Here is a 26,697-nt window from a genome sequence, read left to right as displayed (position 1 = left end):
CCGCGCCGGGCACAGCCTGCACGGCCTCGTGCACCACTCCGACGCCGGCAGCCAGTACACCTCGATCCGGTACACCGAACGCCTCGCCGAGGCCGGCGCCCGCCCGTCGGTCGGGTCCGTCGGCGACTCGTACGACAACGCCCTCGCCGAGACCGTGATCGGCCTGTTCAAGACCGAGGTGATCCGCCGCCGCGGCCCGTGGAAGCACCTCGACGACGTCGAGCTCGCGACCTTGGAATGGGTCGACTGGTTCAACCACCGACGCCTGCACGAAGCCCTCGGGCACGTGCCACCCGCGGAAGCCGAAGCGACCTACTTCCGTCAAAGCCCGCCATCTGAAACCCTTCAAATGGCACAAGAAACCCTCCATTGAACCCGGGGCGGTTCAAGCGACCCTTCACCCCCGTCCCACAACCCGAGGCACGATCATCGGCGCCCGTGACTTCGCCACCACCCGAGCCCGAGCCAAGCGAACCCCGCGAACACGACGACCCACCTTGGCTGCACGCCCGCGCTGCTTCCGCCGCGGCGTGAGCTCTGCTCGCGCAGGTGCCTCACCGAGGAACGTCCCGAAGCCGAGCGTCCTCGCGTCGCGTCGCGTCGCCTCGGGTCGTCCGCCTCGGTGCCGGTGCCGGTGGCGCGGGGCGGCGGACCCGAGCCCGGCAAAGGTCCCGCCTCCTGCCCTGTTACCCCGCAGTGCAGCGCCCTGCGCGCCACCGGCAGAACCTTCCTACGCATCCCGCGAGGCGCCGCCAACGCCCTTGACAGGTGGGTAATTTCGCGGAACTCGCGACGTCTCCACCGGGTGCATGCAGGCGCATATCGTCCCGAGCCACCTTGTGCGGCGGTCGCGAAGCGTCGCAGACTTCCGTCATGACGACGGAACCTGACGAACGGCAGGCGATGGAGCACGTCGCTGCACGGCTCATGGCGCAGTACCCCGACGCGACGCGGGAGCGCGTCGATGAGGTCGTCGACGAGGAGCACCAGCGCTATGACGGTCGGCCGGTGCGTGACTTCGTTCCGGTCCTCGTCGAGCGGGCGGCCAAGGATCGACTCGGCAAGGAGACGGTCGCCGTGGCCCTCGACCGCGATGCGGACACGCTCGGCGATCAGGATCGGAGCGAACCGCGCGAGATCGACCCGATGGAGCGTGAGCGGCAGAAGGAGCGCCACTCCGGGTTCCTCTTCGGCGACCTCGGCGGCGGGCCGTCATAGCCGTCAGGACGAAGTGCGGAAGGTGGGACTCGAACCCACACGCCCGAAGGCACAGGAACCTAAATCCTGCGTGTCTACCGGTTTCACCACTCCCGCGAGTGCTCGCCCAGTCTAGGGCGCGTCTCCTACGCGGCAGGCGACGGTCCCGAACCGAGCCAGGTGAAGAGCCGCAGCTTGCGTTCGATCGCCTGCGAGTCGCTCGGCAGGTCCCACAGGTGCACGTCATCGTCGGGCGCGTAGCGGATGGTGCGTGACGAGGTCACCACCTCGATCTCGTCGTGCTCGACGCCGAAGAGGTCGGCGCCGCGCCGCGCGGTCGAGCGGATGATCGCGCCGAGCGAATCGCCCGTGGGCGTGGCGACCACCCGACCCGCGTGCTGCGGCCGGAGTCCGCGCGCCGTGATCCGCTTGAGCGGCCGCGGCTCGGTGCCGCTGAGGTTCGGCCAGCACACCTTGCAGCCCCGCACCTCCGCGATCGCCCTCGCGCGCTCGCGCGTGAGGAGGGCAGGCAATGGGATGCGGTACCCCTCGTCGACCGCGAGCCGACGGCGATGCTCGTCGGTCCAGCGCGCCCGACGGTCGAGGTGCGGTTCCACGGCCGGACACTCGAGGCGGTGCAGCGTCTCATCGCGACGGCCGGCCCTGGTGACGGCGAACTCGGCGCCCTCGCCGAACGCCCGTCGCAGGGTCGCGAGCTCCTCCGCCACGATGCGGTCGACCAGCTCGGCCGTCTCGTGCTCCATCGGTTCCGCCGATCCGGATGCAGGCATCCGTCCTCCGTTCCTCGTCGTCCCCCGGAGCACAGTCGCTCGAGGCCGAATGTACTCGACGGCGACGCCGCTTCAGTGCAACCGAGCCATCCGGATCACCGTGTCCGCGAACGCGACCGCGCGCCCCGGACGGGTGATGGCCCGGCGCCGCTCGCCGGGGATAACCTGACCTTCAGGGACCGACCGGATCGCAAGGACGCGGCGAGGAGGGACTGGGATGGCCGACCGAGGGCTGATCCTCGTGGTGTCCGACGACGATGCCGGCGCAGTGGACGACCTGCGCCGCATTCTCGACGGAGGGCGGTACGACCTGCTCACGGCGGGGGGCGGCGAGACGCCGACGCGCGCTGCGCTCGCCCACGAGCCCGACCTCATCATCGTCGACACGGCGCTCGAGCACGTCGACCCGTTCGACTTCGTCGCCGACCTTCATCGGCATGGGCAGGGTCGGGACCTGCCGGTCGTCTTCGTGGCCGACGAGGATGACACCGAAATGCGCGTCCGCGCCCTCGAGACGGGCGACGACCTCATCTCGACTCCATTCGACGCGAGGGAGGTGCTCGCGCGGATCGAGCGGCAGGTCACCGTCTCGAGAGCACGCCTCGCGCTCCGGAAGTCGGATGCGAACTTCCGCTCGGTCATGGAGTCGTCCACCGACGCGATCGTCTCCGCCGACGCGGACGGCGTCATCCGCAGCTGGAACAGTGCCGCGACCACCCTGTTCGGTCACACCGAAGCCGAGGCCGTCGGCCGGAAGCTCGAGCTCATCATCCCGGAACGGTTCCGGGACCGGCACCGCACCGCCATCCACCGGGTGAGCAGCGGCGGTCCCACGCACGTCATCGGCTCGACCGTCGAGCTCGCAGCCCTCCGCAAGGACGGCACGGAGTTTCCGATCGAGCTCTCGCTCACGACGTGGTTCCTCGACGCCGACCGCTACTACACGGGCATCATCCGCGACATCAGCGAGCGTGCGCAGGCCGAGGAGCGGTTCCGCTCGGTCATCGAATCCGCGATCGACGCGATCATCTCGATCGACCACACCGGCCGCATCCTCTCGTGGAACTCGGCCGCGACCCGCATGCTCGGGCACACGGAGGCGGAGGCGATCGGGCGCCAGCTGGAGCTCGTCATCATCCCCGAGCGCTACCGCGAGCTGCACCGCGCCGGACTGACCAAATTCACCGAGACCGGCGAGGCGCACCTGATCGGCCGCACCGTCGAGCTGTCGGCGGTCACGAAAGCCGGCGACGAGATTCCGGTCGAGCTGTCGCTGTCGACCTGGACCGTCCGCGGCGACCGCTACTACACGGGCATCCTGCGCGACCTCGGCGACCGCAAGGCGGCCGAGGAAGCGCTGCGCCGCAGCGAGGAGGAGTTCCGCGCCAAGGAGGAGGAGTTCCGCAGCCGCAACGCCGCGCTCGAGGAGTCCCTGCAGCAGATCGGCACCATGCAGGACCAGCTCATCCTGCAGGAGAAGATGGCGTCGCTCGGCAAGCTCAGCGCCGGGATGGCGCACGAGATGAACAATCCCGCGTCGGCCGCGCAACGCGGTGCGGACCAGGCCGTCGTCGTCTTCGCCCGCCTGCAGGAGGTGGGGATGCAGGTCGGCCGCCTGGGCCTCGACCACGCGCAGTTCGATCGGCTCGCGGAGCTCGATGCACTCGCATCCGAGCGTGCGTACCAGCCGGTGCGCTTCGCCGCCGTGGAACGCAGCGACCGGGAGGCGGAGCTCGAGGAATGGCTCGAAGCGCGCGACGTGCCATCCGGCTTCGAACTCGCCCCATCGCTCGTGAGCCTCGGCGTCGCGCGAGACGACCTCGACGAGCTCGGCGACGTCTTCAGCGACGACGAACTGCCCGTGGTCGTGGAGTGGCTGGGACTGAAGGCGGCGATCTACGCGCTGCTGTCGGAGATCGTGGTCGGCACCAATCGCATCGTCGAGCTCGTGAGGGCGATGAAGACCTACACGTACATGGACCAGGCGCCCGTGCAGGACGTCGACGTGCGGTCCGGCCTCGACAACACGCTCGTCATCCTCCAGAACAAGCTCAAGCGCGGCGTCCTCGTGGTCCGCGAGTACGATCGCGACCTGCCCGCGATCCAGGCGTACGCGAGCGAGCTCAACCAGGTCTGGACCAACCTCATCGACAACGCCACCGACGCCATGGAGGGAGTGGGCACCCTCACGATCCGGGCGCGTCGCGATGGCGACTGGGTGGAGGTGCAGGTCGAGGACGACGGGCGGGGCGTGCCCGCCGACATCCGCTCGAAGCTCTTCGACCCGTTCTTCACGACCAAGCCGCCGGGCCAGGGCACGGGCCTGGGCCTGGCGATCTCGCGGAGCATCATCGTCACGAAGCACCACGGGCAGTTCGACCTCGATTCGCGCCCTGGATGCACGCGGTTCACGGTGCGCCTGCCGATGGACTTCGAGCCGAACCGCGAGGACGGCGAGCCCGAGCCGGCGCCCGACCCGGCCCACCCGCCCGAGGAGGTGTGACCTGATGGTTAAGCCCGTCATCATGACCGTCGACGACGAACCGCAGGTGCTGAACGCGGTGGCCCGCGACCTGCAGGCCCGCTACGCGACCGACTACCGCATCGTGAAGGCCGGCTCGGGCAAGGAGGCGCTCGAGGCGGTCGAGGAATTCGAACGACGCAACACGCCCGTCGCCCTCTTCGTGGTCGACCAGCGTATGCCCGGGATGACGGGCACCGAGTTCCTCACCCACGCGATCGAGCACTTCCCCGAGGCCAAGCGCGTGCTGCTGACCGCCTATGCCGACACGGATGCCGCGATCACGAGCATCAACGCGATCGACCTCGACTACTACCTGCTCAAGCCGTGGGATCCGCCCGACGAGCGCTTCTACCCGGTGCTCAACGACCTGCTCGACGAGTGGCACGCGAACACGCCGCCGGTGTACGAGGGCATCCGCGTGGCCGGCACATTGTGGTCGCCGACGACGCACGCCGTGAAGGACTTCCTCGCGCGCAGCCAGATCCCGTACCAGTGGCTCGACATCGACCGGAACGAGGCGGCACGCGCGCTCGTCGAGGCGACGCGCGACGGCAAGTCGAAGCTGCCGGTGGTGTTCCTGCCCGACGGCACGGTGCTCTCGTGCCCCGACCTGCACACGCTCGCCGAGCGCATCGGCCTGCGCGCGCCGGCGCAGGCGCCGTTCTACGACCTCATCGTGATCGGGGCGGGCCCGGCGGGCCTGGCGGCCGCCGTGTACGGCGCTTCCGAGGGGCTCCGCACCGCGGTCGTCGAGCGCGAGGTGCCCGGCGGGCAGGCCGGAACCAGTTCGCGTATCGAGAACTACCTCGGATTCCCGCACGGCATCAGCGGGGCGGACCTCGCGCGGCGCGCGGTGACGCAGGCCAAGCGCCTCGGCGCCGAGATCCTGAGCCCACTGGCGGTCACGGGCATCCGTCTCGACCAGTCCTACAAGATCGTCACGCTCGACGACGGCAGTGAGCTGCGTTCGCGTGCGCTCCTGCTTGCGACGGGCGTCGAGGCGCGCACGCTCGGCATCCCGGGCGAAGAGCGGCTGCTCGGGGCCTCCGTCTACTACGGCGCCGCGGCCAGCGAGGCGGTGGACTACACCGGATGTCGCCTGGTCGTCGTCGGTGGTGCGAACTCGGCGGGGCAGGGCGCCATGTTCCTGTCGCGCTATGCCGAACAGGTGACGATCATCGTGCGCGCGGACTCGCTCGCGAAGAGCATGTCGCAGTACCTCATCGACCAGATCGAGTTGGCGCCGACCATCACGGTGCTCCCGCACACCGAGATCAGCTCGCTCACCGGCGAGCAGCGGCTCGAGTCGGTGCAGCTCCGCGACAGGACGACCGGCGAGGAGTCGTCGATGCCGGCCGATGCGATGTTCGTCTTCATCGGCGCGGTCCCGGGGTCCGACCTCGTGCGCGGCCTCGTCGAGACCGACGACCACGGCTTCGTGCTGACGGGCCTCGACCTCGTGCGCGACGGGAAGCGTCCCAAGGGCTGGAAGCTGAAGCGCGACCCGCTGCCGCAGGAGACGAGCGTGCCCGGCATCTTCGCGGCAGGCGACGTGCGCCACGACGTGATCCGCCGCGTCGCGTCCGCCGTCGGTCAGGGGTCGGTCGCGGTCAGCCTCGTGCACCAGTACCTCGAGACGGTGTGAGGGTGGCGCGTGAACGGCGACGGTGATCCGACGGACGTCCTGCTCCTGATCACCGCGTTGGAGGGCGGCGCGGCGGCCGTCGCCGTCGTGGTCGGCGTCGTGACGTTCATCATCACGTCCCGGCGCGAGCGGGTACTGCGTCGGGCGGAGCTGGTGAGGCAGTACACCGTCGACTTCCACGAGAGCCGGGGCGTGAGCCAGATGTACGAGGACATCGAACACCGGCGCCTCCGGTTCGACGCGGAATCCTGGCTCGGCAAGGAGCCCGAGATGACCGCGGTCAGGATGCTCGACCTCTTCAACAGCCTGGGTCACAACTGGCGTCACGGCGTGCTCGAGCTGGATGACATCCACGGGACGACCCTCGGTCGTGCCGCGCTGATCACCTCCAGGTCGAGCGCGATCCGGGAATACCTGGCCACGTTGCCGGTGCACGGTGAAGGGGCGTCGTCGACGGGCACCCACTTCGACTACTTCCGCCGGCTCGCGGCCGCGCTGGAGCAACGGGCCCGTCCTGGCGCGCCCGCTCCGCCATGATGGGGTGATGGCGACGACCGACGCGCTCACCGAGGCGGCCGACGCGCTCTACGCGCTCGTCCCCGAGGAGTTCACGGCCGCGCGCAATGCTCGTGCGGCCGACGCGAAGCCGGCCGATGCGGAGCTCGCGAAGCGGATCGCCGCGCTCAAGCGGCCCTCGCCGTCGGCCTGGATCCTGAACCGGCTCGCACGCGAGCACGACGAACGGCTGGGCGACCTCACCGGCCTCGGCGGCGAGCTCGCCGATGCACAGGCCTCGGGCGACGGACGCGCGATGACCGCGCTCGTCGCCGAGCGACGCGAGATCGTCGGCGACCTGCTGCGCGCGGCGATCGAGCTCGCGGATGCCGCGGACCGGTCGCCGTCGCGGGCCATGCTCGACGAGGTCGAACGGACGCTCGTGGCCGCGACGGTGTCGGAGGAGGCCGGCGTGGTGGTCCGGACCGGCCGGCTGGTGCGCGCGCTCCAGGCCGTGGGATCCGACGTCGACCTCGACGGGGCCGTCGCGGGAGAGGCATCCGCTGCACCGCCGCGCCCGCGATCGAAGCGGACCGACACGCCCGCGAAGGGTGAGCCTGAGGCCGAGAAGAAGATCGAGAAGCAGGCCGAGGCGGATGGCGTAGCCGAGCGTCGCGCCGTACGCGACCGCGCCGAGGCCGCACTCCGGAGCGCCCGGGAGCACGCCGACGAGACGCGCGGCACGCTCGATGCCGCGACGGACCGGCTCGAGGCAGCGACCCGCCGACTGGACGCCCTGCGCGACGAGCGCGACGAGCTCGAGCGGCGTCTCGACGAACTGCGCGACGAACTCGGGAACGCCGACCGCGAGGCGCGAGTCGCCCGCCGCGAGCACGGGTCCGCGACCGACGCGAACGACCGCGCTGAGGTCGGCGTCGAGGACGCGGAGGCCGAGCTCGCCGATCTCGGCTGACCGCACGCTGCGCCGGCCGCGCCAACCGCATCGGGAGGGCGAGCCGGGGGGAGGGCCGCATCCGCTGTCAAGCCCGGCCCGCCCGAACTCGGGCGGGCCCGCGGCTGGCTGCTGCTGCTCGCGATCTTGGGCATCGTGCTCGGCATCGGCCGCATCCTCGCCACGATCTAGCGGGATTTCCTCGCGCGTGTGCGGCCGGTCACGCCCTATGGTGTGGGGTGGGGGACGGGCGGCGACGGCGCCGCGGCATGACGCACCTTCTCCCGCCAGGAGGTTGCGATGACCGACCCTCGAACCGAGCAGGCCGAACTTCCCGCGCCCACGCCACGGCAGCTCGCGCTGCTCGCGGTGCCGGCGCTGATCATCGGCATCATCACCGCGCTCATGCTGTGGGCCCTCGAGGCCATCGCGGGCGTCATCGAGGACTACGTCTGGACCACGCTGCCCGACGGGCTCGGCATCGATCCGAGCGGATGGTGGATCGTCGTGGTGCTCACCACGACCGGGTTGCTCGTGGGCCTGTGCCTGCAGTTCATCCCGGGACACGGCGGCCCCGACTCGGCCACCACCGAGCTGTTCGAACCGCCCGTGAAGCTGCGGACTCTGCCGAGCATCGCGATCGTCACCGTGCTCGGCCTCGCGGGCGGCGTGAGCCTCGGCCCCGAGAACCCGATCATCGCGATCAACGTCTCGCTCGCCGTCGCGCTGCTCGCGCGGTTCATGCCGGCCGTGCCGCCGCGCCTGGCCATGCTGATGGCCGCGTCGGGCACGATCGGCGCGCTGTTCGGCACTCCCGTCGGTGCGGCCCTGCTCTTCACGGGGGCGCTCGCCGCGGTGCGCGGCGGCGGATCGCTGTGGGACAAGCTGTTCCTCCCGCTCGCGTCGGCTGCCGCGGGTGCCGCCACCATGCACGTGCTCGGCCAGCCGCCGCTCGTGTTCGACGTGCCGCCGAGCACCGTCGACCCGCTCGACATGCTCGTCGGGATCATCGTCGCGTGCGCCGCGGTGCTCCTCGGGCTCATCGCGGTCTACGTGTTGCCGATCGTGCACCGGGCGTTCCACGCACTGCGGAGCCCGATCCTCATCGCGACGCTCGGCGGATTCGTCCTCGGCCTGCTCGGCCTGCTCGGCGGCCCGATCACGCTGTTCAAGGGGCTCGAGCAGATGGGCGAGCTGCTGGAGGATCCCGATGCCTACTCGGCCGGCGACCTCGCGCTCATCACGCTCGTCAAGATCGCGGCCCTCGTCGTCGCGGCGAGTGCGGCGTTCCGCGGCGGTCGCGTCTTCCCGGCGACGTTCATCGGCGTCGCGATCGGCATGTTCGCCGCGGCGGTGATTCCGGGCTTCCCCCTCGGCCTCGCGGTCGCATGCGGCCTGATCGGCATGCTGCTCGTCGCCACGCGCGACGGCTGGATCTCGCTGTTCATGGCGGCCGCGGTCTCGGGCGACATCGGCCTGCTGCCGTGGCTCTGCGTCATCATCCTCCCGACATGGCTGCTCGTCTCGCGCGCGCCCGAGCTGCGGATCGTGTCGAAGAAGCCCGCCGACGAGGAGCCCGCGCCGCAGGCGGCCGGTGCCGCGCCGCCGCCGCCGCGCCCGGTGGACGGCGCCTGATCCGGGTTTGAAAGTCAGGAGGTGAGGCATGGCCGCCTACCAGGTCGCGAGGCTCGACGAGATCGAGGAGTCGGAGGACGCCGGGAGCTTCTACCGGCCCATCCGGCACCACCTCGGCATCAGCGCGTTCGGAGCGACCACCTGGACCGCCCGCAAGGCGGGAGATCCGGTCATCAACTTCCACGACGAGGGCGACCCCACCGCCGATGAGGAGCTCTTCCTCGTGCTCCGCGGCCACGCGGTGTTCGAGCTCGACGGCGAACGGGTCGACGCGCCCGCGGGGACGCTCGTCTTCGCGGCGCCCCTCACGCCGAGATCGGCCACCGCCGTGGAGGACGGAACGACGATCCTCCTCGTGGAGGGCACCCCCGGGAGGGCGTACGACGCGCGCGGGTGGGAGCTCTGGGCTCCGCTCGTGCCGCTGTACGAGGCGGGGGAGTTCGAGGCGGTCGCCGACCGCCTCGAGGTCGCGGTGGAAGCCAGCCCGCAGTATCCGCTGCTGTTCTTCAACCTCGCCTGCTGTGAGGCGCAGATTGGCCGGACGGAGGCGGCGCTGGACCACCTCCGGCAGGCCATCGAGATGTCGGAGGAGTTCCGCGGCCACGCGCAGACCGACTCCGACCTCGATCCGATCCGCGACGAGTCGGCATTCACGGACCTCGTCGGCGACCACTCATCCTGATGTCCGCCGGGTGTGGATAAGTTCCGAGCCTGACCCGCGCGGCTCGCCAAGATGGAGCGCATGTCCGACCCTGTGCGCACCATCGCAGAGCGGGTGCGCGGTCGGGTGCTCCGCGAGGGGATCGACCTCGCCCGCGACGGGGCGCTCGCCGCGCGCTACGCGAGCGAGGAGGTCCGCCGCTACTCCGAGCGTGCACTCGCCGGTGCGCACGCCCCGCTTGGCGACGAGCCCGGCACGGCGCGCGAGGTCGTGGCCTCCATCACCGGCTACGGCCCGCTGCAGCCGTTCTTCGACGACCCGACGGTCGAGGAGATCTGGATCAACTCGCCGACGCGCGTCTTCGTCGCCCGTGCCGGCGTGCCCGAGCTGACCACGCTCGTGCTCTCCGATCGCGAGGTGCGCGACCTCGTCGAGCGGATGCTGCAGCACTCGGGCCGGAGGGTCGACCTGTCGTCGCCGTTCGTCGATGCGTCGCTGCCCGACGGCTCGCGCCTCCACGTCGCGATCCCAGACGTCACTCGCGCGCACTGGGCCGTCAACGTGCGCAAGTTCCAGCAGCGCATCCGCTCGCTCGGCCAGCTGGTCGAGCTGGGCTCGATGAGCAGGCAGGCCGCCGAGTTCCTCCGGATGAGCGTGCTCGCCGGCGCGAACATCCTCGTCTCCGGAGCCACGCACACCGGCAAGACCACCATGCTGAACGCGCTGATGTCGAGCGCGCGCACGTCCGACCGCGTCGTGACCGTCGAGGAGACGTTCGAGCTCGAGCTCGACGTCCGCGACCTGGTGTCGATGCAGTGCCGCCAGCCCAACCTCGAGGGCAGCGGCGAGATCACCCTCCGGCGCCTCATCAAGGAAGCGCTTCGGATGCGACCCGACCGGCTCATCGTCGGCGAGGTCCGCGAAGCCGAGAGCCTCGACCTGCTCATCGCCCTGAACTCGGGTGTACCGGGCATGTGCACCATCCACGCGAACTCGGCGCGCGACGCGCTCGCGAAGCTCTGCACCCTGCCCCTGCTCGCCGGACGCAACATCGACTCGGCGTTCGTGGTTCCCACCGTGGCGAGCTGCATCGACCTCGTCGTGCACCTCGCCATCGGTCGGGACGGGCACCGACGCGTCGTGGAGATCTCGGCACCGACGGGGGAGACGGTCGGCGCCGCCGTCGCCGTCGACCGCATCTTCCGTCTCGATGTCGACGGGCTGGCGGCGACCGGCGTCCACCCGGCACGGCTCGAGAAGTTCACCGCCGCAGGCCTGGATCCCGCCGTCGTACTTGGAGCGGCGGCGTGAGCGTCCTGCTGGGCGCGACGCTCGGGGTCGGCCTTCTGCTCGTCGCGTCCACCTGGCTCTGGCCGAGGCGACCCGGCGCCGCGCCGCGAACCGCCCGCCGATCCGTCATCGCCGACGAACTCGCACTCGCCGGCATCCCCGGCGTGCCCGTCGCCGCGGTCATCGTGGTCGCGGTCGTCCTCGCGGCCGTCGCCGCGGCGCTCGCCCAGGCGATCTTCGCCGTGCCGGTGCTCACGGCGGTCGCGGCCGCACTCGGCGCACTCGTGGTCGCGTTCGCGATCAGGTCGCGCGCGAACCGTCGGCGGGTGGCCAACCGGGCCGTCTGGCCCGACGTGGTCGATCACCTCGTCGCCTCCGTGCGTGCCGGCATGTCGCTCCCCGACAGCATCGGCGCGCTCGCCGAGCTCGGCCCGTCGACGACCCGCCCCGCGTTCGCCGGCTTCGACGACGAGTTCCGCCGCACGGGCGACTTCAGTTCGGCGCTCGACGCGCTCAAGGCGCGGCTGGCCGACCCGGTCGCCGACCGGATCCTCGAGACGCTTCGGATGGCGCGCGAGGTCGGCGGCACGGATGTGACCTCGGTGCTGCGCGGCCTGTCGACCTATCTTCGTGAGGATGCCACCCTGCGGGCAGAGGTCGTCGCCCGGCAGTCGTGGATCCGCAACGCCGCCCGCCTCGGCGTCGCCGCTCCCTGGCTGCTCCTGCTGGTGCTCGCCAGCCGCCCCGAGACGCTCGAGGCCTACGACTCGAGCGCCGGAACCGCGCTCATCCTCGCGGGTGTCGCGGTCACGGTCGTCGCCTATCGGCTCATGCTGGGCCTCGGCCGCCTGCCAGAGGAGCGTCGATGGTTCACCTGAGCGCCATCCCCGTGATGGCCGTCGCGCTCGGCGCCCTGCTCGGGCTCGGGCTGTGGCTCGTCGCCGCATCGACGCCGCGGCTCGGCCGCGCCCGGCTGGTCGACCGGGTGGCGCCGTACATCACGGACTTCTCCGCCGAGGCGCGGGCGATGCGGTCGCGACCCGACGCCGATCCAGGCTCGGTGGTCGGCATGCTGGTCATGCCCGCGCTGCGGCGTACGCGCAGCGCGCTCAGCGGCGTCCTCGGCGGCACCGACACCATCGCGCGGCGGCTCCGCCAGGCCGGGTCGGATGCCACGGTCGAGCGATTCCGCGGCGAGCAGCTCGCATGGGCTGGGCTCGCGTTCGCACTGGGTGCCGCACTCGCGCTGTTCGCGCCATCCTTCGTCGCCATGCCACCGCTCGTGCGAGCCTGCGTGCCCGCGTTCGCCGCCGTGGCCGGCGCGGTGGCGAGGGACTGGCTGCTGCAGCGCTCGGCACGACGGCGTCTCGCTCGCATCTCCTCCGAACTCCCGACCGTGCTCGAGTTCCTCACCCTGAGCCTCACCGCCGGAGAGGGCATGCTCGACGCGCTTCGTCGCGTCGCACGCGCCGGCTCAGGGGAGCTGCCCTCCGAATTCGCACGCGCGGTCGCCGCGGTCGGCGCCGGCGTGCCCCTGCCGACCGCGCTTGCGGAGCTGCGTGACGGACTCGAGCATCCCGCGCTGAGCCGCGCGCTCGACCAGGTGCTCGGCGCGCTGGATCGCGGTGCACCGCTCGCGGGCGTGCTTCGAGCGCAGTCCGGCGACGCTCGTGCCGAAGCCAAGCGCACGATCATCGAGCTCGCGGGCCGCAAGGAGATCGCGATGCTCGTGCCGCTGATCTTCCTCATCCTTCCCGTCACGATCGCGTTCGCGCTCTTCCCCGGCTACCTCGTCCTCCAGGCGGGGTTCTGATGCGGCCGCGTCGACTTCCTCCCATCGAAAGGACCTCACATGCCGAAGTGGATCGCCCGACGCCTCGCCGACGAGCGCGGCGACGTGCCCGGATGGGTGCTCATCACGCTCATGACCGCCGGGCTGGTGATCGTGATCTGGGGGCTCGCGGGACCGGCGCTCTCCGGGGTGTTCGACCAGGCGATCGGTCGCGTGACCGGGTTCTGACGCGTCTGCTCGACGAGACCGGGTCGGCTGTCGCCGAGTTCGCGCTCGTCGGCGTGCTGCTCACCGCGCTGGTGCTCTCGGTCGTCCAGCTCGCGCTGGCCCTGCACGTGCGCAACACGGTGCTCGACGCTGCCGCCGAGGGCGCTCGCTACGCGGCGCTCGCCGGGTCGTCCGCCGACGCCGGCGTGCAGCGCACCCGCGCGCTCATCGGCGCGGCGATCTCCGCCGACTACGCCGGCGACATCAGCGCGTCGACGACCTCGGTCGCCGGCGTGCCCGCCATCGCCGTCTCCGTGCGAACGACGCTCCCGGTCGTCGGGTTGCTCGGTCCCGAGCGCGGACTGGAGGTGACCGGGCATGCGGCACTCGAGGCGATCGAGTGACGTGCTTGCAGGCGAACGCGGGTCGGCATCGCTCGAGTTCCTCACCGTGGGCATGATCCTGCTCGTGCCGCTGGTGTACCTCGTGCTGGCCGTTGCGTCGATCCAGGCCGCAGCGCTCGGCGTCGAGGGCGCGGCGCGGCAGGCGGCCCGCGTCGCGGTGCTGCAGGCGGATGGCTCCGCCACGGGCGCGGGCGTCGAACGCACGGTGGGCGTGGTGCTGGCCGACTACGGCGTCGATCCCGGCGCGGCGTCCGTCGACCTCATCTGCTCGGCGCGCTGCGACGCACCGGGATCCCGCGTGACGGTCCATGTGCATGTCGCCGTCCCGCTCCCGCTCGTGCCTCAGGCGTTGGCGTCGAGCTCGATCGGCACCGTGCAGCTCGAGTCGAGCGCGACGCACACGGTCTCGCGATTCGCGGGAGCGACGTGAGTCGGCACGCGGCCGCCGACGAACGCGGTTCCACGCTGCTGCTCACGATCTTCTACGGCGTGCTCGCTCTGGCACTCGTGCTCGTGGTCGTCTCGGCGACCTCGCTGTACCTCGAGCGCAAGCGCCTCTTCGCGCTCGCCGACGGGGCGGCGCTCGCGGCCGCCGAGTCGTGGCGCCTCGACGACGTCCGCGTCGAGGCTGGCGAGCTCGTGTTCGACCTCGACGCCGACTCGGTCCGCGGCGCGGCGTCCGACTACCTCGGCGACGCGGTCCACTCGCTGCAGGGGCTCGAGCTCGTGCGAGCCGACTCAGCGGACGGCCGCAGTGCGACGGTCACCCTGCGGGCCACCTGGCACGCCCCGATCTCGTCCGAGTTCCTGCCGGTCACCGTGCCGATCGAGGTCACGGCCGACGCGCGCTCGGTGTTCCACTGAGCGCGCGTCGGTCCGACCGTCCCCCGTCTCAGTCGAGCAGGTGCTCCAGCGCGCGACCCATCCATTCGGCTCGGGCGTCGGCACCCGTGATGCCCTCGAAGCCGAAGCCGGTGAGCAGCGAGCGCGGCGTCGCCACCACCGCGGCCTCCGGGAATCCGGCCGCCGTCGTGAAGAGGAAGTCGTTCGGGTTCGGCGCACTGCCCGCCGGGGCCCCGGAGACGACCCAGCCATTCGAATCCTCGCCCTCGAAGGAGGTCGAGCCTTCACCCGTGGACACCTCGATGTCGTCGACGAACACGCCCAGCCCCTGGGTCGCCCAGTCGCTGATGTACGCGATCGACACCTCGACCTGGCCTCCGGCGAATCCGCTGAGATCGACGGTCCATTGCTGCCAGCCGCCGGAGTTGCCCGACGCGGCGTTCCACTCGCCACCGCCCTCGGCGGTCGGGTCGCACGTCGTCTCGTCGACGAAGGTCTGGTAGAAGTCGACCTGCGGGTGCAGCTCGTTCCACCCGGCCGGGCAGCTCTCACCGGTGTCCTGCGTGGTGTTCCCGTTGAGGTCGGGCAGCGTGGTCCAGTCGTCCTGGCCTGGGGTGTGCGCCTCGACCACGAGGTGGTCCCACGCCGCCTCGGTGTCGTACGACGTCCAGAACGACAGCTCCGCACCACCGGCCGGCACGTCGATCGTGCGGGTCAGCCGCTTGTACGAGACATCAGCGATCTGCGAGTACGCGTAGTACTCGCCGGTGTGCGGTTCGAACGGGCCGCCCTCGCGATCCCACTGGGCCGAGACCCAGCTCAGGAACTGCGGGTACCGATCCGGGTCGAGGATGCCACTCGTCGTGATGGCCGAGTTGCTGTGATCCTGGTTCGCCGCGCTGTCCGCGCCGTTGAAGCCCCACTCGAGCCCCGTGAGCGGCGTGTCGATGCCGAGCACGTCGAGGAGTCCTACGACGTTCCCCTCGTCATCGAACACGCTCCCGGCGTTGTCGACCATGAGGTACGCGCCGAGCCAGTACTGCAGCACGTCATTCGTGAAGTCACCCGAGCCGCCCGGGGGCCGGCACCGGTCGAACACGACCGGGTCAGCCCGGCACTCCGCGTTCGCCTCGGTCGGGTCGTAGAACTGGTTCGGGATGTTCGGGGTGAACTGGCTGCCGGCGTACTTGCCCGTGTACAGCACCTGGCCGCCCTCGTTCATGAAGTCCCGGACCTCGAGGAGCTGGTCCATGGCCAACCGCGACTGGTTGCCGCCGGCCCAACCGGCCTCCCGCGTCACGATGTCCTCGCCCGTGTACCAGATGACGGCGTCGTAGTGCGACAGCACGCCGAGCGCATCCGACGCAGTCCGATCGCGCGCGTCCACGTCGTACACGTCATACGACGTGCCGTTCGCCTCGAGCGCCTCCTGGTAGTAGGACAGGTAGTTCGGCCCGCCGTCCTGCACGGGCGAGGCGCCCGTGTAGTCCTCGTTGGCCACGATCAGCACGTCGTCGGTCGACTCCTCGACGGCCTCGTAGGTGAACGAGTCGCTCACCTCACCGCCGCCCTCGAACCAGACCTCGACCTCGTCGCCGGGATCCGTCCCGGTCACGAGCCCGCTCATGACCGCGTAGTACACGTCAGTCTGGCTGCCGTAGCGGTCACCGCCCGTCCACTCCTCGGTCGTCGCGCTGATCGGGTCATCGCCATTGATCGAGTACTTGAGCGTCACCTCGCCCAGGTTGCGGCGCGCGAGGACGCGCACCTCCTGCGGATCGCCGTAGGAGTAGTCGAACGTGAAGTTCGCCAGCGGCAGGCCGTACTTGTAGGTGTCGTCGCTCTTCAGGTAGAAGGGCTTGGTCTCGATGCCGAGGTGCGACACGGGCTCCGCGGGGTTGGCCGCGGACTTCGCCACGTCGAGCGCGAAGGGCAGCGCGCGCTCGAACTCCGCCTGCACCTGCGCCTCGTCGTCGGGGAAGACGAACCCGTCGCCGCCGTCGCCCTCGCCGAGTTCCGGTGTCCAGCCGAGAACCCCGCGCTCCGCGTGGGCATAGTCGGTGGTCTCGCCGTTCGTCACGTACAGCACGTCGGACGACAGGCCGGGCTCGAAGTCGGGGATCGCCGGGTCGTCGAGGTTGCCCGACAGCGCGTAGTAGATCGGGTCATCCGCCGTGGGCGTGCCCGTCTGCCAGCCCTCCGCGTACAGCAGCCACTGCCCGAAGGAGTGCCAGTTGATCTGGAATGAGAAGTCGGCCCGGTCGAACAGCGAGATCATCGCCTGTGTCTCCGGCTCGGACGCCGGTGACGGACCGCGGTACGTGTCGCTGTTGGGCTGCGACGAGGAGCCCTCCTCGTCGTATCCGAAGTGCTCCGGGAAGTTGCGGTTGGGGTCGACACCGTCTGCCCGGGTGATCTGCTCGTCGCCGTCATTGTCGCGGAGGTTCTTGCGCCACAGGCGCTCGGCGTCGAACGTGTACTGGTAGCCGTCGGGGTTCGCCACGATCACGAACCACAGCTCGTTGTTCTTCAGGAGGTCCTTGATCTCCTTGTTGTTCGCACGCCACTCGTCGATGTACCAGTTCATCAGCCGCCGGTTCACCTCGGTCGAGATCCACTCACGCGCGTGCTGCGTCGAGCTGTGCAGCACGCCCGGCCGGGTGCCGTCCGCGATGCCCCGCGCGCCCTGCGTGAGCTTCAGCGCGATGATCTCGCGGCCCTGGTACGTCTCGCCCAGCACCACGAGCTTGACGAGCTGAGGGTTCTCACGGGCGAGGCGATAGAGCTCGTCGCGGATGCCGCCGGGCTCATCCCATGACCGCCACACCTCGAAGCCCGACTCGGCCTGCTCCGCGGCCACCTGCCGGGCGGACTTGCCGTTCTTGTTCTTCTTGACCTTGATGTCGACGCCACGGTCGCTGAGACCCTTCGCCTCGGCTTCGGTCAGCACGAGGTCGATGCTCACGCCGTCGTCCGAGACCCTGGTGTCGGCCACGTCAAAGCCGCCCGCGGCGATCTCCGCCGCCTCGGCCGTCGTCACGTCGGCGGTGTACATGTCGAGCGCGCCGTCGTCTTCTGCGGCGTTCGCGCCGATCGGACTCAGAACGCTGAATCCCAACGCGAGCGCGGCGATGCCGAGCACGAGGCGGTTCCGAGTGAAGCGAGTTCCAGTCATCACGACTCCCACCGGTCCGACTCCGGCCAGGATGGGGATGCGACGGCGTCGTGCGCACTGGTACTCGCCGCGCTTCTGGCGCTCTGCGGACCCTAGGGCACACTCTGCTGCGACCCGTGGCGCTTGTCAAGGAAGAACCGAGCAACGCTCGGATCTCGCGTCAGACCTGCGTGCTGCTCAGTACCGTGGTCGCGGCGATCTTGAGCACGCCGCCCTCGTCGACCAGGCGGTACGCCGTCACCTCCTGGACGACGCGCCCATCGGCGAACGTGTAGGTGAGCGTCGCCTGCGCCTGCTCGGGGGCGGACGCCGAGACATCCGAGATGGAGACCGCGGCCACGTCGCTCCAGAAGGCGTCGTACGCGTCGCGACCGCCGACATGGTTGACCTGGTAGTCCTCGGTCATCATCGTCCATGCGGTGTCGAGGTCGCCCGGCACGAGCGAGTAGTAGTCCGTGAGCATCCGTACCGCACGGTCGGGGCCGCTCGGCGCGTCCGGAGCCTCCGTCGTCGGTGGCGGCGTGGCGGGTGCGGTGCTGGCCGGCGTCTCAGGGGAGGGTCCGGGTGTGGTGGTCGCGGGCGCGGATGTCTCGGGGGTCGTTTCCGTCGGCTCGGCGCCCGGGCCCGTGGCGGTCCCGCCATCCGGTCGGAGCGACGAGAAGAGGAGCACGGCGCCGAGCGACAGCAGGGCCACGGCCACGAGGGCACCGATCAGGACGGCAGTGCGGCGGCGACGGCGAGCCGGCGCGTCCGGCTCCGTGACCGCGGGCGGTTCGTCGACGGGCGGAGAGTCCGCCATCCAGGGGAAGAGAGGCGTCGCGGGCATGCGCTCGGTCGGCCCGGTCGGCTCCGAGGGGTCCGGCTGCTGAGGTCTCCGCTGCAGCTCCTGCTCCCGCACCGGCTCTGGCACCAGCTCGGGCGGAGGCTCGTCGAGCCGCTCCGTGGGTGCCGTCGCATCCGCGTCCGGGGGCATCGTCGATGCGGCGGCGGCAGCGGCGCCCGCGGCGGCGCCGGCGATCGGGATCGTCGAGGCCGAGCCATCCGACTCGGCACGCCCCTCGCCCGTGCCCTCCTCCACTGGCCCCGGCTCGAGCTCGCGCTCGAGCGCGGTCAGCTCCGACACGACGTGCTTCATGTCGGGCCGGTGCTTCGGCTCGGGCGACAGCATGTCGAGCAGCAGCGGCTTGAGGGGTCCCGCGCGGGTCGGCATCGGGAGGTCGCCGCTCGCCACCCGGTGCAGCAACGCGATCGCGTTGGCGTCGGTGCCGAACGGCGGTGCGCCCTCGAGCATCGCGAAGAGCGTCGACCCGAGCGAGAACACGTCGGAGGCGAAGCTCGACGGTTCCCCGCGCGCCACCTCGGGCGCGAGGTACGCCGGCGTGCCGTACATCAGGCCGGTCGCAGTGATGTTGGCGTCGCCGAGCGCGTACGCGACGCCGAAGTCGCTGATCATCGCCGAGCCGTCCTCGCGGATCAGGATGTTCGCGGGCTTCACGTCGCGGTGCACGATGCGGCGGTGATGGGCCGCCGCGAGCGCCGAGCCCACCTGGGCGCCGACCCGCGCGGCCTCGCGCGGAGCGAACGTCCCGTGCTCGCGCAGCAGCGTCGACAGCGGGGTCGAGTCGATGAGCTGCATCACGATGCACGGCTGGCCCTCGTGCTCGACGACGTCGAAGACCGGCACCGCATGCGGATGGTGCAGGCCCGCGTTGAGCCGAGCCTCCCGCATCGCCCGCCTTGTCGCGGCCTCGCGCTCCTCATCGGTCAGCTCGGGACGTGTCCGCAGCATCTTCAGGGCGACGGCGCGATGGAGGCGTTCGTCCCACGCCTCCCAGACCACGCCCATGCCGCCGGCGCCGATCATCTTCACGAGGCGGTACCGGTCGGCGACGAGCGTGGAGGGCGTACTCATGCGGGGGCGATCCTTCGGGTCACGCTCGACGGTACGTCGTCGCACCCGCCGAGTTCACGGGCTTGCGGCGGTGCTCGGGGTGTGGAAGGGCAGCGCGCGATCCATCGAAGCCCCTTCCTGCCGTCAGGTCTGCATCTGCGGCCGCGATCGCCGTCCGCTGTGCTCGCTTCGGGTGAAGTGCACCGCCATCCAGATCGCCAGCGCGGTCGCCGAGTAGGCGACGTACAGGCCGACCCAGGCGGCGAGCGGCTTGGTGATGCCCAGCCATGAGAACGGCATCGGCATCATGATGACGAAGAAGGTGAAGAGAGCAATGAAGTACGCGATTCCCCAGATCACCCGTCGCCACCGGTAGATCTCGTACCCAGGGAGGCCCCGGAGCGGGACGAGCACGATCGGCAACGCGGCCACGCCGGCGATCGCGAACGATGAGAGGACTTCCTTCAGGAACACGGTGCCCGATATCCCTTCACCCTCCACGACCAGGGCGATCACCGAATACGTCACCCAGGCGAGCAGGCCGATCGCGAACGCATAGCCCAGGCTGATCAGCGATGCCGGGGCCTTCTTCCGGAATTCGATCGACGTGCTGAATGTCACGCCGGCGACCAGTCCGAAGATGATGGCGGGCTCGAACTCCGTCAGGCGAGTGAGCACCACGGCACCTGCAACGATCAGGAGCGTCCAGGGCTTGAACGTGAACCACGCGGAAACCCCCGGGGTCGTGCGGCGCACCATCCAAACGAGGATCGACCAGCCGATCACCACGTCCACGGCGAACGCGATGAGCAGTGACGCGGTGATCCTGAGGCTCTGTGCGTTCAGGCCGAAGTCGGGATGGACGAAACTCGAGATCACACCGGCGGCGAGGACGGTCACGCCGGCCTTCCACCAGCCACTGAGGTGCGCCGGTGTTGTCGGGGGCGGTCCTGCCCGTTTCCGTCGATTCGCCAGCTCGTCGATCGCCGAATTGAGCAGCGCCGTCGGGAATGCGACGAGGAGCACGAGGATCAGGGTCAGTGCCGCCGCGATGGAGAGTTGCAGCGGTGCGATGCCGGCCTCCGTGATGAGTGCCAGGTGGCCGAGTCTGCTGGGCGAACTCCACGCCGACGGAGGAACCGGTTCTCCTGTCGGATCGATCGGTGGCACGCCGCTCGACTCGGTCGGCGCCGCAGTATCGTCGGCTCCGGCTGACGGGGTGGTCGCCTCAGGCGAGGCGGTCGACGCGTCATCCGCTTCTGATTCTGGCTCGCCCGGTTGAGATTCAGTGGGACCGGGCGCTGCCTCCGTGGGCGGGTCCGCACAGGCAGCGGCATCCACGAGGCACGGGTTGCCCTCAACGTACGTGCCGACCCATTCTTCGTCCAGTTGCGGGACGGTGAACTGCTCGACGTCGGCCACTGTCCGCAATGCTCCGGTACCGACGCGCGACCCGTTCGAGGAGGGAGGGCTCGGCAGGAGACCCGGGACGACGGGGAGTATCGGGCTCGGACCGGGCGCGGGGAAGAGGGGAACGTGGGTCAGGGGAGGAGGATCTTCGCACGCATAGGCCGCCATGCTCCAGCGCACGACGATGTCGGAAGCCGTCGCATCGACGATCAGCGTTCCAGGGGCTTGGCTTCGATCGCTCGTGCACGGGTAATCCGGCGTCGCTTCCTGCCGGACCTCCGCGTAGCCGTCCTGCAGGACTATCGGAATCCCGCGTTGGTCTCCGCCTCCTCGGAAGTAGTGAGGAAACACGCCGACGAGAGTGCAATCGGAACCCATGCACGCGACACCGAAAGACCCGACCGAGTACGTCTCCACCGCCAGCCCATCGGGATCTGATTCCTGCGTCGTGAGTTCACCGGCGTAGAGGATGTGGTCGGCGCCGTCCTGCGCTTCGCCCTGCAGCGCCGGCGCAGCCGGCACGCAGCAGACGAGTATCGCCGCCAGGCCGACCGAGGTCATGGCGCGCAACCGGTCGGCGTCGGAGCTCGATCAGGTTCGAGCAGGACGAAAGGGCGGTTTCATCGTTCCCCCCTCGATTACCGCAGCCCTTGCGAGAGATATGACCGGGATACCACCAGTGCCGCCAGGCGGCCAGAGGGTGGGAGTCCCCTCTTCGAGGGGTTTCCGTGCACGCGAGCAACTCCCGTGTCCCGCGAGTCACGGTGGACGAGGGTCGGAGGCCTCAGGTGTCCGCGGCCGGGGTCCAACCCTCGTCGCGCTCGGCTTCTTCGGGCGCCGGATGCCGCGGCTGACGCGGCACGTAGCGCGGGATCCACCGCCACAGCATGGCCGCGCCGATCAACCCGACCACGCCCATGGCGGCGCTCGCGACCATGATCGAGACGGCCGAGGTCACGGCGGCGACGGCGAGCGGAGCAGCCGCCTGACCCGCATCGGCGATGGTCCGATAGGCGCCGAGGAACGGCGCCGGATTCGCCTTGGGAGCCAGGTCGGCACCGACGGTGAGGATCACCCCGCTCGACAGGCCGTTCGCGATGCCGAGCAGGATGGCGACGCCCGTGAACCACGCCACCGCCGCAGGTAGGTCGTGCGTGAACGCGAGCACGAGGTGCCCGACCGAAAGGCCGACGAGTCCGGGGATGGCGCTCCAGAGGCGACCGTGCCGATCCATGACATGGCCGCTCACGTAGAACAGCGCGAAGTCGACCGTTGCGGCGATGCCGATCACGAGCGCTGCCGCATCCGGCCGCATGCCGATCGACACCGCCCAGAGCGGCAGGATCACCGTGCGGCTCGCGCGCAGCGCCGCGAGGATGCCGACCCCCGTGCCGATGCGGGCGAGCACCGCGCGGTACGTGACGATGGCGTGCCGCACGCCGTGCGCGGCATCCGCTTGGCCCTCACCGTCATCGCCGCCGGGGCGCGCCCGGCGCGTCGTGGCGAAGAGTTGCTCGGGGTCGGGGAGCACGAGGAGCACGACGACCACCACAGCGCACGAGAGCACGAGCACCCAGAACACCGCGTCGGACGATCCCGTCCAGGCGATGATCGCCGCCGCCGTGAACGGCCCGACCGCCCACCCCGCGCGGAACACGCCCGCGAGCGTCGACAGCGCGCGCGCACGGATCCGCGCCGGCACGTGGCTCGTGAGGAACGCGTGTCGCGCGAGCCCGAACACCGCCGTCGCGAGGCCGAGCAGGAACACGCCGACGCCGAGCGCCCAGGTCGTCGGCACGAGCAGGGCGAGCAGCGTGCCCGCCGCCGCGAGCGCCGAGGCGCCGATCATCGCGGCGCGTTCGCCGATGCGCGCGACGAGCCATCCAGCAGGGAGGTCGGCGACCAGCTCGCCCACCATGAGCATGGCGGCGATGAGCCCGGCCAGCGCGAGCGAGGCTCCCCGTTCGGTCGCGACGACCGGGATCACGGGGATCATCGCACCCTCGCCGAGCGAGAACAGCAGCGTCGGCAGGTAGGCGGGAAGGACGACCGACCGCCATGAGAACGGGCGGGCGGTGTCGGAGGTCACTCCATCGATCGTAGGCCCGCGCCGCCGTCCCACCAGCGCAGCACCCGCAGGGCTCGGAGGGTGTTCCATCGGCTCGGGTTCCCGTCGCCGTCTTCCATCTGGAAGTGGGTGCGGGCGTGGTGCGTGTTCTGCAGCGGCCAGCGGCCGTCGTCGCGCCGGTGGCGGCGCACGAGGTCGATCGCATCGGCGCAGCGTTCGTCCGGACGGCGGCCGGTCGCGCGGAGGTACTCGAGGCCGCGAAGGACGTCATAGTGCCACTGCGGCGGGAACGAGAATCGGGTCCAGGCCGACGTGACCACCGCGCCGGTGGAGAGCGAGCGGAAGAGCCGCCGGTCGAGCAGGTACTCCTCGCCGTGGGCTCGCGCTGCGGTCATCGCCGAGTCGGGGGCGACCGAGCGCTCGCGCTCGAGCAGGCCCTCGAGCACGAGGATCGTCGTGTTGAACGAGGAGCGGTGCGAGTGGTGCGGCGCCTCGCAGTTCCATCCGCCGTCGTCGAGCTGCTCGGCGAGCACGCGATCGAGCAGCCGATCGACGAGCTCGCCGGTCTCGCGGAAATAGGACGCAAGCTGGAGGACCATGCCGTTGACGCATGTCTCGCGCTGCCCGCCGAAGAACGGTGAGTCCCCGTCCCGCTTCCATGTCACGCCCTCGCGGACACGGTCGATCGCGGCACGGGCCTGCGGTGCATCGGGCTCGAGCCCGAGCAGGCGGAGGAGCAACAGCGTGTACGTCGTCGAGATCCACTTCGGCGAGTACGTGCCGCCGCCCCACTGGCCGTCCGCCGCCTGCAGCGCCAGCAGCTGTGCGCCCCACCCCTCGGTCGCGACCCGCGCCCGTTCCGTCGCGACCGCCTCCGCCGGCTCGTCGGTCAGGTCCCGCATCACCTGCCAGCGGATTGCGGGATCGGCGTCGAGCAGCCAGTCCGTGACATCCATTGCATCCCCCTGCAGGCACAGCCTGCCGTACGGGCCGCGGCACGGGAAGGGCCCCGCGCACGCAGCCCGCCCACATGCCGCACCACTAGGCTGGACGGCGCCATGTTGGATCTAGACCTCACGCAGGAGATCGCCTCCCTGCGCACCACCTTCCGCGACATCCGTGCCGTCGTCGACGTCGACGCCCTCGAGGCCGACATCGCGAAGCTCAGCGACCAGGCCGGCGCCCCCGACCTGTGGGACGACCCCGAGCAGGCGCAGAAGGTCACGAGCGCACTCAGCCACCGCCAGTCCGAGCTGACGCGCATCACCGGCATCGAGCGGCGGCTCGACGATCTCGAGGTGCTCGTCGAGCTCGCGCACGAGGCCGAGGACGAGGAGTCCGCCGCCGAGGCGCGCACCGAGCTCGCGTCGCTCGAGAAGACGATCGGCGACCTCGAGGTGCAGACGCTGCTCGACGGCGAATGGGACGAGCGCCCGGCCGTCATCACCATCCGCGCCGGCGCCGGCGGCGTGGATGCCGCGGACTTCGCCGAGATGCTCATGCGCATGTACCTGCGCTGGGCCGAGAAGCACGGCTACGGCGCGAGCGTCATGGACACCAGCTACGCCGAAGAGGCGGGCATCAAGTCGGCCACGTTCGAGATCGACGCGCCCTACGCGTTCGGCACCCTCAGCGTCGAGGCCGGCACGCACCGCCTCGTGCGCATGAGCCCGTTCGGCGCCGCCGGCAAGCGCCAGACCAGCTTCGCCGCGGTCGAGGTCATCCCGCTCATGGAGGAGGCGCAGGAGGTCGACATCCCCGACAACGACATCCGCGTCGACGTCTTCCGTTCCAGCGGCCCCGGCGGCCAGTCCGTCAACACGACCGACTCGGCCGTGCGCCTCACCCACCTCCCGACCGGCATCGTCGTGTCGATGCAGAACGAGAAGTCGCAGATCCAGAACCGCGCCGCCGCCATGCGCGTGCTCCAGTCGCGCCTGCTCCTGCTGCAGAAGGAGCAGGAGGCCGCCCAGAAGAAGGAGCTCGCGGGCAACATCACCGCGAGCTGGGGCGACCAGATGCGTTCGTACGTGCTCGCGCCGTACCAGATGGTGAAGGACCTGCGCACCGAGTACGAAGAGGGCACCCCGTCGAAGGTGTTCGACGGCGACCTCGACGGGTTCATCGCCGCGGGCATCAAGTGGCGCAAGCAGAAGCAGCAGTCGGGCGACTAGCAGAAGGCTGACGGATGGCGCGGCCCCGCGCCATCCGCCTCACGACGCCTTCGCGACCTCGCGCACCGGCGCACCGGCCCGCCCGTGCGCGCGCGCCGCCGAGACGAACGCCTTGATCAGCGTGATGCCCTCGGGATCGAGGCGCTCCTCGGGGTGCCATTGCACGCCGAGGCAGAACGAGCCGTCGGTGGTCTCGATCGCCTCGATGAGCCCGTCGGGCGCGCTCGCCGAGGCGATGAGCCCTTCGCCGAGCTGGTCGACCGCCTGGTGGTGATGCGACGAGATGTCGAACTCGTCGTCGTGCGTGATGCTGTGCAGCAGCGTGCCCTCGTGGATGGCGACCGGGTGCTCGGTCTTCTCGCCGACGGTGGCGCGGTGGGGCGTGAGGTCGAGGCGGTCGCCGATGTGCTGCTCGAGCGTGCCGCCGAGCGCCACGTTCATCACCTGCATGCCACGGCAGGCGCCGAGGATGGGCATGCCTCGGTCGCGAGCGCCGCGAACGAGCGCGAACTCGAGCTCGTCACGGATCCGCAGCGGCGGGTCGTTCGACGGGTGCGCCTCGTTGGCGTACAACTCGGCGTCGATGTCGCGGCCGCCGGGCAGGAACAGTCCGTCGATGAGGTCGAGCAGCCGGTCGGGGTCGGCCACGTGCACGTCGAGGCTCGGGAACATGAGCGGTGCGCCGCCCGCCTCCTGGAGCGCGGAGATGTAGGCGTGGGCGAGCGCATCGGTGGGGATGTCGACCCACGCCCCCGAACTCGCGGACTTGCGATCGGCGACGACGCCGATGAGCGGAACGGTCATCGAGCCTCCCAGCCTCGGTCGGTGCCCTCTCCAACCTACGCCTGTGACGACGGCCCCGGCAGGGGGAGGGGACCTTCGGCACTCGGCGCGCACCGAGCGCCCGCGTAGGTTCGGCCGCGTAGAGCGGGCTGGAGCCGACAACGGAGGTGGGGGTCATGCGCGTGCTGGTCGCGTACTCGAGCAAGTACGGTGCGACGAGGGGCATCGCGGATCGGATCGGCGATCGACTGCGCGACGCCGGGCACGAGGTCGACGTCGAGCGCTGCGACGCCGTCGAGTTCCCCGAGGGGTTCGACGCCTTCGTGGTCGGCAGCGCTGCGTACATGTCCAACTGGCGCAAGGAGGCGCGGAAGTTCGTCCGGCGCAACCGCGAACTGCTGGGGGAGCGGCCGACGTGGCTCTTCAGCAGCGGGCCGCTCGGCACCGCACGCGTCGACAAGGACGGCAACGACGTGCTCGTCGCGGCCCGACCCAAGCAGTTCGACGAGTACGAGGACGAACTGCACCCGCGCGGCACGATGGTGTTCTTCGGTGCGCTCGAGCCCGACAAGCTGCGCGGGCCCCACAAGATGCTGCACTGGATGCCCGAGAACGACGCGCTCCCGACCGGCGACTTCCGCGATTGGGACGCGATCGACGCGTGGGGCGAGCAGGTCGCGGCCGAGTTGGCGACGACGCCGGCCTGAGCGCGACGGCGGCGTCCGTCGGTCACGGGCGCACGAATTCCGGTGTCGTTGCC

Annotated in this window: 24 protein-coding genes and 1 tRNA gene; 17 read left to right on the top strand and 8 right to left on the bottom strand. The window is 70.6% G+C overall.

Features of this window, described 5'->3' with window-relative positions; genetic code table 11:
* Positions 1 to 373: integrase core domain-containing protein (locus tag ACFQ58_RS10895; RefSeq protein WP_376951097.1), on the top strand; the 373-nt coding region annotated here is incomplete at its 5' end.
* A gap of 500 nt (positions 374 to 873) precedes the next feature.
* Entirely contained in the window at positions 874 to 1,218 is a 345-nt protein-coding gene (locus ACFQ58_RS10890) for a three-helix bundle dimerization domain-containing protein (protein ID WP_376951096.1), read from the top strand.
* A 14-nt stretch (positions 1,219 to 1,232) separates the two neighbouring features.
* Here ACFQ58_RS10890 and ACFQ58_RS10885 read toward each other — a convergent pair.
* Both ACFQ58_RS10885 and ACFQ58_RS10880 read right to left on the bottom strand, forming a co-directional pair.
* Positions 1,233 to 1,314, bottom strand: a tRNA-Leu gene (locus ACFQ58_RS10885).
* A 29-nt stretch (positions 1,315 to 1,343) separates the two neighbouring features.
* On the bottom strand, positions 1,344 to 1,961 hold the full coding sequence (locus ACFQ58_RS10880; RefSeq protein ID WP_376951094.1) for a hypothetical protein: 618 nt from the start codon (positions 1,959 to 1,961) through the stop codon (positions 1,344 to 1,346).
* 244 nt (positions 1,962 to 2,205) lie between these two features.
* Here ACFQ58_RS10880 and ACFQ58_RS10875 point away from each other — a divergent pair, with 244 nt between their 5' ends.
* The 13 genes from ACFQ58_RS10875 to ACFQ58_RS10815 all read left to right on the top strand — a co-directional run bounded on the left by ACFQ58_RS10875 (position 2,206) and on the right by ACFQ58_RS10815 (position 14,457).
* A complete protein-coding gene (locus tag ACFQ58_RS10875; protein WP_376951093.1) occupies positions 2,206 to 4,491 on the top strand; it encodes a PAS domain S-box protein in 2,286 nt (761 codons plus the stop codon).
* A gap of 4 nt (positions 4,492 to 4,495) precedes the next feature.
* Complete coding sequence (locus ACFQ58_RS10870) at positions 4,496 to 6,157, top strand: FAD-dependent oxidoreductase (protein ID WP_376951091.1); 1,662 nt, start codon at positions 4,496 to 4,498, stop codon at positions 6,155 to 6,157.
* A gap of 9 nt (positions 6,158 to 6,166) precedes the next feature.
* On the top strand, positions 6,167 to 6,694 hold the full coding sequence (locus ACFQ58_RS10865; protein ID WP_376951090.1) for a hypothetical protein: 528 nt from the start codon (positions 6,167 to 6,169) through the stop codon (positions 6,692 to 6,694).
* A gap of 7 nt (positions 6,695 to 6,701) precedes the next feature.
* Positions 6,702 to 7,625, top strand: coding sequence for a hypothetical protein (locus ACFQ58_RS10860; protein ID WP_376951089.1), 924 nt, complete (start codon positions 6,702 to 6,704; stop codon positions 7,623 to 7,625).
* A 279-nt stretch (positions 7,626 to 7,904) separates the two neighbouring features.
* The gene (locus ACFQ58_RS10855) at positions 7,905 to 9,239 is read left to right on the top strand and encodes an ion channel protein (RefSeq protein ID WP_376951088.1); all 1,335 of its coding nucleotides are present in this window, start codon (positions 7,905 to 7,907) and stop codon (positions 9,237 to 9,239) included.
* Between the two features lie 28 nt (positions 9,240 to 9,267).
* Positions 9,268 to 9,921 (top strand): TPR end-of-group domain-containing protein, encoded by a 654-nt coding sequence (locus ACFQ58_RS10850; RefSeq protein WP_376951087.1) that lies wholly within the window; start codon positions 9,268 to 9,270, stop codon positions 9,919 to 9,921.
* Positions 9,922 to 9,981: 60 nt separating this feature from the next.
* Complete coding sequence (locus ACFQ58_RS10845) at positions 9,982 to 11,211, top strand: CpaF family protein (protein ID WP_376951086.1); 1,230 nt, start codon at positions 9,982 to 9,984, stop codon at positions 11,209 to 11,211.
* Positions 11,208 to 12,068, top strand: a complete 861-nt coding sequence (locus ACFQ58_RS10840; RefSeq protein WP_376951085.1) for a type II secretion system F family protein — start codon at positions 11,208 to 11,210, stop codon at positions 12,066 to 12,068. The genes ACFQ58_RS10845 and ACFQ58_RS10840 overlap by 4 nt, the downstream gene beginning before the upstream one ends.
* Positions 12,056 to 13,003: a type II secretion system F family protein gene (locus tag ACFQ58_RS10835; protein ID WP_376951084.1), complete on the top strand. Its 948-nt coding sequence runs from the start codon at positions 12,056 to 12,058 to the stop codon at positions 13,001 to 13,003. The genes ACFQ58_RS10840 and ACFQ58_RS10835 overlap by 13 nt, the downstream gene beginning before the upstream one ends.
* A gap of 39 nt (positions 13,004 to 13,042) precedes the next feature.
* On the top strand, positions 13,043 to 13,210 hold the full coding sequence (locus tag ACFQ58_RS10830; RefSeq protein WP_376951083.1) for a hypothetical protein: 168 nt from the start codon (positions 13,043 to 13,045) through the stop codon (positions 13,208 to 13,210).
* Complete coding sequence (locus ACFQ58_RS10825) at positions 13,207 to 13,593, top strand: TadE/TadG family type IV pilus assembly protein (protein ID WP_376951126.1); 387 nt, start codon at positions 13,207 to 13,209, stop codon at positions 13,591 to 13,593. Before ACFQ58_RS10830 ends, ACFQ58_RS10825 begins: the two co-directional genes overlap by 4 nt.
* Position 13,594: 1 nt before the next feature.
* Positions 13,595 to 14,023 carry a hypothetical protein gene (locus tag ACFQ58_RS10820; RefSeq protein WP_376951082.1) on the top strand — a complete coding sequence of 143 codons (429 nt, stop codon included), beginning with the start codon at positions 13,595 to 13,597 and terminating at the stop codon, positions 14,021 to 14,023.
* A complete protein-coding gene (locus tag ACFQ58_RS10815; protein ID WP_376951080.1) occupies positions 14,020 to 14,457 on the top strand; it encodes a pilus assembly protein TadG-related protein in 438 nt (145 codons plus the stop codon). Before ACFQ58_RS10820 ends, ACFQ58_RS10815 begins: the two co-directional genes overlap by 4 nt.
* Before the next feature lie 28 nt (positions 14,458 to 14,485).
* Here ACFQ58_RS10815 and ACFQ58_RS10810 read toward each other — a convergent pair whose 3' ends face one another.
* The 5 genes from ACFQ58_RS10810 to ACFQ58_RS10790 all read right to left on the bottom strand — a co-directional run bounded on the left by ACFQ58_RS10810 (position 14,486) and on the right by ACFQ58_RS10790 (position 23,936).
* Complete coding sequence (locus ACFQ58_RS10810; protein WP_376951079.1) at positions 14,486 to 17,611, bottom strand: M14 family zinc carboxypeptidase; 3,126 nt, start codon at positions 17,609 to 17,611, stop codon at positions 14,486 to 14,488.
* Between the two features lie 160 nt (positions 17,612 to 17,771).
* Positions 17,772 to 19,523: a serine/threonine-protein kinase gene (locus tag ACFQ58_RS10805; RefSeq protein WP_376951078.1), complete on the bottom strand. Its 1,752-nt coding sequence runs from the start codon at positions 19,521 to 19,523 to the stop codon at positions 17,772 to 17,774.
* 123 nt (positions 19,524 to 19,646) lie between these two features.
* A complete protein-coding gene (locus ACFQ58_RS10800) occupies positions 19,647 to 21,473 on the bottom strand; it encodes a hypothetical protein (RefSeq protein WP_376951077.1) in 1,827 nt (608 codons plus the stop codon).
* Between the two features lie 223 nt (positions 21,474 to 21,696).
* Positions 21,697 to 23,001: an MFS transporter gene (locus ACFQ58_RS10795; RefSeq protein ID WP_376951076.1), complete on the bottom strand. Its 1,305-nt coding sequence runs from the start codon at positions 22,999 to 23,001 to the stop codon at positions 21,697 to 21,699.
* On the bottom strand, positions 22,998 to 23,936 hold the full coding sequence (locus tag ACFQ58_RS10790) for a hypothetical protein (RefSeq protein ID WP_376951075.1): 939 nt from the start codon (positions 23,934 to 23,936) through the stop codon (positions 22,998 to 23,000). Before ACFQ58_RS10790 ends, ACFQ58_RS10795 begins: the two co-directional genes overlap by 4 nt.
* A 102-nt stretch (positions 23,937 to 24,038) precedes the next feature.
* Here ACFQ58_RS10790 and prfB point away from each other — a divergent pair, with 102 nt between their 5' ends.
* A complete protein-coding gene (gene prfB / locus ACFQ58_RS10785) occupies positions 24,039 to 25,154 on the top strand; it encodes a peptide chain release factor 2 (protein ID WP_376951074.1) in 1,116 nt (371 codons plus the stop codon).
* A gap of 39 nt (positions 25,155 to 25,193) precedes the next feature.
* On the opposite strand, the gene ACFQ58_RS10780 is transcribed toward prfB, so the two are convergent.
* Positions 25,194 to 25,958: a gamma-glutamyl-gamma-aminobutyrate hydrolase family protein gene (locus tag ACFQ58_RS10780; RefSeq protein ID WP_376951073.1), complete on the bottom strand. Its 765-nt coding sequence runs from the start codon at positions 25,956 to 25,958 to the stop codon at positions 25,194 to 25,196.
* Between the two features lie 155 nt (positions 25,959 to 26,113).
* Between ACFQ58_RS10780 and ACFQ58_RS10775 the strand changes: the two genes are divergently transcribed.
* Positions 26,114 to 26,644 carry a flavodoxin domain-containing protein gene (locus ACFQ58_RS10775; RefSeq protein ID WP_376951072.1) on the top strand — a complete coding sequence of 177 codons (531 nt, stop codon included), beginning with the start codon at positions 26,114 to 26,116 and terminating at the stop codon, positions 26,642 to 26,644.
* Positions 26,645 to 26,697 lie beyond the last annotated feature (53 nt).

This window comes from Agromyces sp. NPDC056523, from assembly GCF_042794545.1.
Classification (GTDB): Bacteria; Actinomycetota; Actinomycetes; order Actinomycetales; family Microbacteriaceae; genus Agromyces.
This window is presented reverse-complemented; position numbering and strand designations above follow the sequence as displayed.

Coding starts and splice junctions, on each gene's coding strand:
- ACFQ58_RS10890 (WP_376951096.1), top strand. CDS start 874: ATGACGACGGAACCTGACGAACGGCAGGCGATGGAGCACGTCGCTGCA.
- ACFQ58_RS10880 (WP_376951094.1), bottom strand. CDS start 1,961: ATGGAGCACGAGACGGCCGAGCTGGTCGACCGCATCGTGGCGGAGGAG.
- ACFQ58_RS10875 (WP_376951093.1), top strand. CDS start 2,206: ATGGCCGACCGAGGGCTGATCCTCGTGGTGTCCGACGACGATGCCGGC.
- ACFQ58_RS10870 (WP_376951091.1), top strand. CDS start 4,496: ATGGTTAAGCCCGTCATCATGACCGTCGACGACGAACCGCAGGTGCTG.
- ACFQ58_RS10860 (WP_376951089.1), top strand. CDS start 6,702: ATGGCGACGACCGACGCGCTCACCGAGGCGGCCGACGCGCTCTACGCG.
- ACFQ58_RS10855 (WP_376951088.1), top strand. CDS start 7,905: ATGACCGACCCTCGAACCGAGCAGGCCGAACTTCCCGCGCCCACGCCA.
- ACFQ58_RS10850 (WP_376951087.1), top strand. CDS start 9,268: ATGGCCGCCTACCAGGTCGCGAGGCTCGACGAGATCGAGGAGTCGGAG.
- ACFQ58_RS10845 (WP_376951086.1), top strand. CDS start 9,982: ATGTCCGACCCTGTGCGCACCATCGCAGAGCGGGTGCGCGGTCGGGTG.
- ACFQ58_RS10835 (WP_376951084.1), top strand. CDS start 12,056: ATGGTTCACCTGAGCGCCATCCCCGTGATGGCCGTCGCGCTCGGCGCC.
- ACFQ58_RS10830 (WP_376951083.1), top strand. CDS start 13,043: ATGCCGAAGTGGATCGCCCGACGCCTCGCCGACGAGCGCGGCGACGTG.
- ACFQ58_RS10810 (WP_376951079.1), bottom strand. CDS start 17,611: ATGACTGGAACTCGCTTCACTCGGAACCGCCTCGTGCTCGGCATCGCC.
- ACFQ58_RS10805 (WP_376951078.1), bottom strand. CDS start 19,523: ATGAGTACGCCCTCCACGCTCGTCGCCGACCGGTACCGCCTCGTGAAG.
- ACFQ58_RS10800 (WP_376951077.1), bottom strand. CDS start 21,473: ATGACCTCGGTCGGCCTGGCGGCGATACTCGTCTGCTGCGTGCCGGCT.
- ACFQ58_RS10790 (WP_376951075.1), bottom strand. CDS start 23,936: ATGGATGTCACGGACTGGCTGCTCGACGCCGATCCCGCAATCCGCTGG.
- prfB (WP_376951074.1), top strand. CDS start 24,039: ATGTTGGATCTAGACCTCACGCAGGAGATCGCCTCCCTGCGCACCACC.
- ACFQ58_RS10780 (WP_376951073.1), bottom strand. CDS start 25,958: ATGACCGTTCCGCTCATCGGCGTCGTCGCCGATCGCAAGTCCGCGAGT.
- ACFQ58_RS10775 (WP_376951072.1), top strand. CDS start 26,114: ATGCGCGTGCTGGTCGCGTACTCGAGCAAGTACGGTGCGACGAGGGGC.